The 7,376-nt window shown below is 73.9% G+C and carries 6 protein-coding genes; 1 reads left to right on the top strand and 5 read right to left on the bottom strand.

The window, feature by feature from the left end:
• From AOK00_RS40375 to AOK00_RS16980, 4 genes are all read right to left on the bottom strand, one after another.
• Positions 1-413, bottom strand: a 413-nt coding sequence (locus tag AOK00_RS40375) for an AfsR/SARP family transcriptional regulator (RefSeq protein WP_254047390.1), incomplete at its 3' end; no start/stop codon positions are given.
• Between the two features lie 326 nt (positions 414-739).
• A complete protein-coding gene (locus AOK00_RS16990; protein WP_079042042.1) occupies positions 740-1,849 on the bottom strand; it encodes a class I SAM-dependent methyltransferase in 1,110 nt (369 codons plus the stop codon).
• Positions 1,846-2,703, bottom strand: coding sequence for a thioesterase II family protein (locus AOK00_RS16985; protein ID WP_055601154.1), 858 nt, complete (start codon positions 2,701-2,703; stop codon positions 1,846-1,848). The genes AOK00_RS16990 and AOK00_RS16985 overlap by 4 nt, the downstream gene beginning before the upstream one ends.
• A complete protein-coding gene (locus AOK00_RS16980; protein ID WP_055601153.1) occupies positions 2,700-3,338 on the bottom strand; it encodes a hypothetical protein in 639 nt (212 codons plus the stop codon). The genes AOK00_RS16985 and AOK00_RS16980 overlap by 4 nt, the downstream gene beginning before the upstream one ends.
• 470 nt (positions 3,339-3,808) lie before the next feature.
• On the opposite strand from AOK00_RS16980, the gene AOK00_RS16975 reads away from it, so the two are divergent.
• On the top strand, positions 3,809-6,955 hold the full coding sequence (locus AOK00_RS16975; RefSeq protein WP_055601152.1) for a helix-turn-helix transcriptional regulator: 3,147 nt from the start codon (positions 3,809-3,811) through the stop codon (positions 6,953-6,955).
• A 114-nt stretch (positions 6,956-7,069) separates the two neighbouring features.
• Here the strand turns inward: AOK00_RS16975 and AOK00_RS16970 are convergent.
• On the bottom strand, positions 7,070-7,376 hold a 307-nt coding region (locus AOK00_RS16970), incomplete at its 5' end, for a response regulator transcription factor (protein WP_173861577.1).

Genomic DNA, 7,376 nt, shown 5'->3' with positions numbered 1-7,376 from the left:
CCGGCCTGCGCGGCGCGCTCGAAGGCGAGCGCGTCGACGTCCTGGTCGGCGATCCGCAGGAGATAGCCGTCGTGACCGGTGGCCAGCAGGTCCCGGGCCCGCGCCGGACCGGTGGCACCGGTCTTTCCGGTCGCCGTCCCCGTCGTGTTCCGGGTCGCCCCTTCCGACCCGTACGGACCGCCGAGGGCGGCCGCCAGGGCCCGGCGCAGCCGCAGGATGTAGGTCTGGAGGGTGCTGTGCGCGCTGCACGGCGGCAGCGGGCCCCAGAGTTCCTCCTTGAGCGTGGCCACCGGAACGGGCCGGCCGGGGTGGAGCGCGAGGAGCGCGAGGATCTGTCGCGTCTTCGCCGCACTCGGGACGACCGGAACTCCGTCCGTCTCGGCGTGCAGCGGGCCAAGAATCCGTATCTTCACGCGTCCTCCGTCCATCGCCGAGTGCCGTCCGGATCGGTCCCTTTCCGAAGCGGCTGTTCTGGGAAGGAACGTAGGAGTGCGGGGGTGAGGGCCTCAATACGGTGGGACCGTAGGGCTGACCGAAGAATCTGCGGAGGGGGAGTCCCTACGGGTGGCGGGGCGACGAGCAAGGGGTGCGGATTCAGGGCATGCCGAAGCCCCCGAGGGCGGGGGACGCGCTTCGGGGGCATTGCGGGAACCCTGTGCTGCTAATCTCCTTAGTTAATTCGTTTGTCTTTCCTTTTCGCGTCCGCTTTTCGCCAAGGTGACAAATTCACCGGCCGGAATCAGGCGGATGCGCGGGGCCGGCACAACCGCGCGGTGTGCACGGTGACGGCGGTCAGATAGAAGGCGTCGGGGCGCCAGAGCACGCCGGTACAGGCGTCCCCGTCGAGGAGTTGCTCCACGGTGAGCCGGTCCACGAGGTCGAGGCGCTCGCCGAGGTCGGCGAGCAGCCCGTGCAGCCGGGTGTGGAGATGCCGGCGCACCGGTACGTCGAGAGGTGCCGGGAACTCGATGAGGAACGTACGGGTCCCGGCGGGCACGAGCCCGGCCGAGGCCAGCAGACAGGGCCAGTCCTCGACGACGGAGGTGGCGCCCGGGAGCCGGGACCGCCGGGCGGTGACCTGCTCCTCGACGGCGGCGTCCAGGCGCGCCTGGAGCCCGGGCCGGCCGATGCCGATGTCCCGGGGCAGGAAGCGCGGCGGCAGGCCCCGCTCGGCGACGGCGAGCAGCCCGCCGGGCCGCAGCGCGGAGGCCAGGCTGCGCAGGGCGGCCTGCTGGTCGCCGAGGTGGCGGCAGACGTTGCCGGTCCAGATCAGGTCGACGGGGCCCGACCGGGCGAATTCCTCGGGCCGTTCGGCCCGCTGCGTGGTGATCCGGTCGGCCAGCCCGTGCTCCGCGGCCCGGGCCTCGGCCCGGGCGAGCAGGGCGGCCGACCGGTCCACGGCGAGGACGTGGGCCTCGGGGAAGGCGTCGGCGAGGGCGTGGGAGGCCACGCCCGGGCCGCTGCCGACGTCGAGGATCCGGCGGACGGCCGCCGTGGCCCGGTCCGGGGGGCCGAACAGCCCGCGCAGCCAGTGCGCCGCCTCGGTCAGGAAGCCGGCGTGCAGTTCGGCCTCCTGCTCGGCCGGGTGCCCGGCGCGGTCCTCCGCTTCGTACTCGACCCCGGGGCTGCTGCCTGTGGGTTCGCACGCGGGTCCGACCGCGAGTCCGCCCGCGGGTTCGGCTGTGTGTCCGACCGTGAGTCCGTCCGCGGCTTCGGCCGTGTGCCCGTCCGGGAGTCCGTCCGGGGGTCCGGCCTCGTGCTCGCCTCTGCGCCCGGCTTCGCGCTCGCCCTTGTCCTCGGCGCCGAGGGCGTCACCGGCGAGGCCTCCGGTGCCATGCGTGGGTGTCATGCGGTCACCTCCGCCGGCCAGGATGGGGACGCCGGGGAGACCGGACAACTCTTGTTGCCGGTTCCGGGACCGACCGCCGGCTCGTACGCGCGGGAACCGGCCGGTACGCGGGGACGGCCGCCCACGACGGCGCGTGACGCACGGACCCGGGGGCGCATCAGGTCCCGACTGAAGGTGTCGAGCAGCTCCCATCGGGCGGTGAGCGGGAAGTAGTGGTCGCCGGGGATCGTGTCCACCCGCAGCGACCGCCGGGTGCACCGGCGCCAGCCGGCCAGATCGGCCCCGCTGACACTCCGGTCCTCGGCGCCGCCCATGGCGGTGACCGGGCAGTGCACGACATGGCGGGGGTCGCGCCGGTACGACTCCAGGACGGCGAGGTCGGCACGGAGCGCGGGCAGCACGCGGGGCGCCCGCGACGGGTCGAGGGCGCCCGGGGGGATCCGGCCCCGCCGGCCGAGCCTGCGCAGCAGCTCGGCGTCCGGCAGCTGGGAGACGGCGTGTTCCGGGGCCGGCCGGTACGGGACGCCGGCCCCGGAGACGTACAGCCGCTCGGCCACCGCGTCGTACTCCCACTCCAGACGGGCGGCGATCTCGTACGCGAGGAGGGCGCCGAAGCCGTGCCCGTAGAGGGCGAACGGGCGGTCACGCATGCGGGCCACGTACGGGATGATCTCGGCGAGCAGCGGTTCGAGCCGGCCGCAGGGGCGGCCGCGCGGATGGCGGCCGCGGCCCGGGAGTTCGACGGGGGTGACGACCACCGAGGTCCCGAGGGCCTCGGCCCAGGGCAGGTAGACGCCCGCCGAGGCGCCCTCGAAGGGGAGGCAGAACAGCCGCACCGAGGTGTCGCCGGTCACCGGGCCACCGGTCCCCGGGTCCGTACGCCGGTCAGGTGGCTGCTCGGCAGAGCCGTCAAGGGCGGCGCCGTCAAGGGCGGCGCCGTCACGGCCGGCGCCATGGCGGGTGGTGCCGCAACGGGAGACGCCGCGACCGGTGACGTCGTGCCCGGCAGGGACGCACGCGACCGTGCCGAGGCGGCCGCACGGCGCGGGATCCCGCCGCGCAGCAGTACCGCGTACGCGTCCGCGGCCTCCTCCAGGATCCGGAGCCCCGCCCGCCGGTCCATCAGCTCGCGGGCGTACCGCCAGGCGAAGGTCCAGTCGCGGTCGGAACGACGGATGAGGGTGGCGCACATCAACGGGGCCCGGTCGAGGGGCAGTCCGGCGGCGGACTCGCCGGCCAGGCGTTCGGCGAGCCGGGCGTCCTGCACCTCGGCCCGGGTGGCCCGCCAGTCCACGATCTGCAGCCGGAAGCGGGCCTCGGGCCGCAGCGTGCGGTGCAGCAGGCCGTCCGGCCCGCGGTGGAGCGTGGTGCGGGCCAGGGGAGTGCCGTCCAGGACGGCCTGCCACGCCTGCTCGTACACGTACGGCACGACTCCGCGCAGGGACATGACGAACTGTTCGGTGCGGAGCTCCTCGCTGATCGCGGACACGCGGTACCGCTCCCTCCATCAGGTTTACGCCAATTGGCCGGTGGTGAACTCGCGGATCGGGGGCAATCGCTTTCCGGGCCGTTCACTGGTCACCGCCGCACATCGGTGCCGACCGTACCTGTGCGGTCCCCATTCACCTCAATACGGGGGCACCGAAGCAATGGCCGAAGGAATACGTTCGGAATCCGTGCGTCGGGATCCGCTGTACAAATATCGCCGCCCCCGTGTTAGCGTCGGGATCCTCGGAGGTGTGGGCCGTTCACCGGTGTTCGGGGGATCGGCGTGGAGGACTTCGACCGGTCTCCACGTCGTCTGAAGAAGGCATTTCCAGCATGACGGCGGCGGTTCGGGCCATGACCTGAAAAGGGCCTTGACGGCGCCGGCTCCACAGCTTTTCCGCATGGCCTCCCCCTGCCGAAGTGGCGACCTCGTCCGAGTCATTCCACTGTTCGGCAGGGAGGTGTGGGGCGGTGCCCAAGGAGCTGTTCGGCAGGAGCGAGGAATCGAAGACCATCACCGAGATATTGGACGCCGCGAGAGCGGGTGCGGGCGCGGTCGCCCTGGTGGAGGGCATCATCGGCACCGGCAAGACCTCGCTGCTGCGCTGGGCCGAGGAAACGGCCCGCGACCAGGGCATGACCGTCCTCTCCGCCACCGCCTCACCGGCCGAGCAGCGCTTCCCCCTCGGGGTCGTGCACCAGTTGCTGGGGACGCTGCCGGAGACCGCGCACGGCTGGGACCGCACCTTCGCCGCCTACGGCGCCCCGCACGGCGGCGGCCGGACCGAGCCCGACTACCCGCTCCTCGCGGAGCTGTGCGCGAGCGTGGGCCGGGCCGCGCGGCGCACCCCGATCCTGCTGACCGTCGACAGCGTCCAGCACGTCGACTGCCCTTCGCTGCTGTGGCTGGGCTTCCTGAGCCGCCGTCTGGAGAACCTCCCCGTCGTCCTGCTGGCCACCAAGCGCTGCGGCGAACCGGCCAGTGACCAGCACCTTCTGGTCGAGTTCATGGAGGGGCTGCGCCCTGACCGCCACATCCATCTGAGCGACCTCAGCCCGAGCGCGGCGCTCGATCTGGCCACGTCGCTGTGCGGCCACGGCCACGGTCACGAGGCCGTGGACGCGCTGGTCGCCGGGACCGGCGGCAACCCGTACCTGCTGACCGAGCAGATACGGACGGGCCCGACGGGCCGCTCCGGCCCCCTCGTCCCCGCGGGCACGGGTCACCTCGGGGGGCCGCCGGGACGGCCCGGTCCTCCCGGTCTGCCGGGGCGAGGTCATTCGGCGTCTCCCGGGCATCCCGGGTACCCCGCGTCTCCCGGGTATCCCCGTCGCCCCGCCCATCCTGCGGACTCCACCGAGGCGAGCGTCGCCGGCCGGGTACCGGGCGACCCGCCGGACGATCGACTGGGGCTCCAGGCCGTCAAGGAGCGCATCCTGTGCATGCTCCGGCGGATCGACCCGTACGCCCTGGAGATCGCCCGCGCCGCCAGCATCCTGTGCGGTCCGGTGGACGCCGCCCTCCTCGCCGACCTCTGCGGCGTCCCCACCGAGGACGCGTGTCGATGTATCAGCAGACTCACGGAATCCGGACTGCTCTGTCCCCACGACATGAAGTTCCGCCACCCCCTCCTCGCGGGGCTGCTCTACCAGGACATCCCGTGCGCCGAGCGCGCCGAACTGCACCGCCTCGCCGCCCGCAGGATGCGGCACCGCGGCGATCCGAGCGAGGACGTCGCCGCCCATCTGCTGCGCTCCCACCGTCTGGACGAACCCTGGATGGCGCAACTCCTCATGGAGGTCGCCCAGGGCGTGGTCGAGCACGATCCGGCGGGCGCCCGCCGGCTGATCGAGAAGGCCGTCCTGCACGGTGTGCCCGAGGGCCACGAGGACCGGGCGGAAGCCCTGCGGATCCAGGCCCTCAGCGGCCTCGACCTGCCCGCCGCGGCTCGCGCCCTGACCGCACACACCTCCACCGTCACCGCGCCGACCGAAAGGTTCCGGCACGCGCTGCGGCTGTCCGATCTCCGGCTGCGCCTGGACGACACCGCGGGCGCGCTGGAGATCCTTGAGGAGGTCCGGCGGGAAACGGCGGGCACGCTCGACCCGGCCGCCTCGGCACGACTGCGCGAGGCGATGGCGCAGGTACGGTTCCACGACGGCGGCCGCTCCGAGGGCGGCGGCCACGGGTCCGGGGGCCATGGCGACGGATCCCAGCGCGACGGATTCCACGACGACGGATTCCACGGCCACGGTGGTCATGACGCCGGCGGCCACGGCGATGGCGGTCATGACGGCGGCACCCACGGCGACGCGGGTCACCCCTCCCGTCACGGGCGTCACCCCGGCGAGGAGGACCGGCTGTTGCGCGTCCTGCTCCTGCGTACGGCCACCGGCGACTCGGCGTCCGCGGCGCGGCGGATCGCCGACCGGCTGCTGTCCGTCCCGCGCGCCCCGTACGGCTCCCCCCGCTGGTACCAGGCGCTGCTCGCCCAGCTGTGGGCGGGCGACGTCGAGGAGGCCCGGCGGCACATCGACACCGAGGTCGGACTCGCCCGCGCCGACGGCAGCACGACCCGGATCGCCGAGGCGCTGGCCGTACGCGGTCTGGTGCAGCTGCACCGCGGACAGCTGGTCCGGGCCGAGGACGACGCCCGCGAGGCGCTCGACCTGCTCACCCGGATCCGCGCCGGCCGGTTCCACGTGGGACCGCTCGCCCGCAGCGTGCTCATCGACGTCGCCATGGAACGGGACGACATCGCCGCGGCCGGGGCCCTCCTCGACGACGCCCCGCCGCTGCCCGGCGACCGGCCGGTCACCTGGTGGCGGCTGCACCTCCTGCACAGCGCCGGGCGCGCCCTCGGCCGGCTCGGTGAGGCGCGGCGCGGTCTGGTGCTCCTCGCCCACTGCGAGGAGGAGCTGGCCCGGCGCGGCATCGTCAACCCGGCGATCCTGCCCTGGCGTTCCACCCGCGCCGCGCTCCAGCTGGCCCGGCGCAACGTGGCCGCGGCCCGCCGCGCCGCCCAGGAGGAGACCGCGCTCGCCCACCGCTGGGGCGCCCCCTTCGCGCTCGGCCGGGCCCTGGTCGCCGAGGCGGCGGCGAGCTCGGGCCGTGAGGCGCTGCGGCTCGCGGACCGGGCCGTGGAACTTCTCGAACCCACCCCGGCGCCCCTGCTGTTCGCCCACGCCCTGTACGCGGCGGGGCGAGCCCACCGGCAGAGCGGCACGCCCCGCAGGTCCCGCGAACTGCTCCACCGTGCCAACGAGGTCGGCATCTCCCTGGGCGCCGACGGCCTCGTGGAGGCGGTGCAGCGGGAGCTGCGGGACGCGGGCGGACGCCCCGACCCGCGCAAGGACTCGACGGAGTCGCTGCTCACCCCCACGGAGCGGCAGGTCTCCGAACTGGCCGCACGCGGCATGAGCAACCGCGACATCGCGCGGCTGCTCCAGGTGAGCCTGCGGAACGTCGAGTCCCATCTCACCCACTCGTACCGGAAGTTACGCATCAGCGGCCGGCACGAGCTGGCCCGCTTCTTCCCGGCCGACGAGCCCCCGGACCCGGCACCGGTCCTCCTCTACCAGCACCGGACCGCCCTCACCCCGACCGCCAACCCCTAGGGGGGTGGCCTGCCGATCATGCCGGGCTCGCGGCGTCTGGTGCCGCACCCTGATCCGGGCCGATCGACAAGACACCCCTGGACACCCGGCCCCGGGAAGCCCCGGAACCTCGCCCTAGGGCTCGATCAGGCCCACCCGGATCGCGTACCGGGTCAGCTCCAGACGGTCACGCATGCCGAGCTTCTGGAGGAGGTTGGCGCGGTGGCGTTCCACCGTCTTCGGGCTGATGACGAGGAGGTCACCGATCTCCTTGGAGCTGTGGCCCTCCGCGACCAGTTTGAGGATCTCCTCCTTGCGTTCCGTGACGGCCTTGTCCGGCAGGGGCCTGCCCTGCTCGGCGCGGTCGAGGTAGGTGCGGATCAGGGCCGTCTCCGCGCCGGGGTAGATGAAGGGCTCGTCGCGGACCGCCGCCCGGCAGGCC

The sequence above is a fragment of the Streptomyces aureus genome, assembly GCF_001418135.1.
Classification (GTDB): Bacteria; Actinomycetota; Actinomycetes; order Streptomycetales; family Streptomycetaceae; genus Streptomyces; species Streptomyces aureus_A.
Note: the sequence above shows the minus strand (reverse complement) of the source record. Positions and strands in the feature narration are given on the sequence as shown.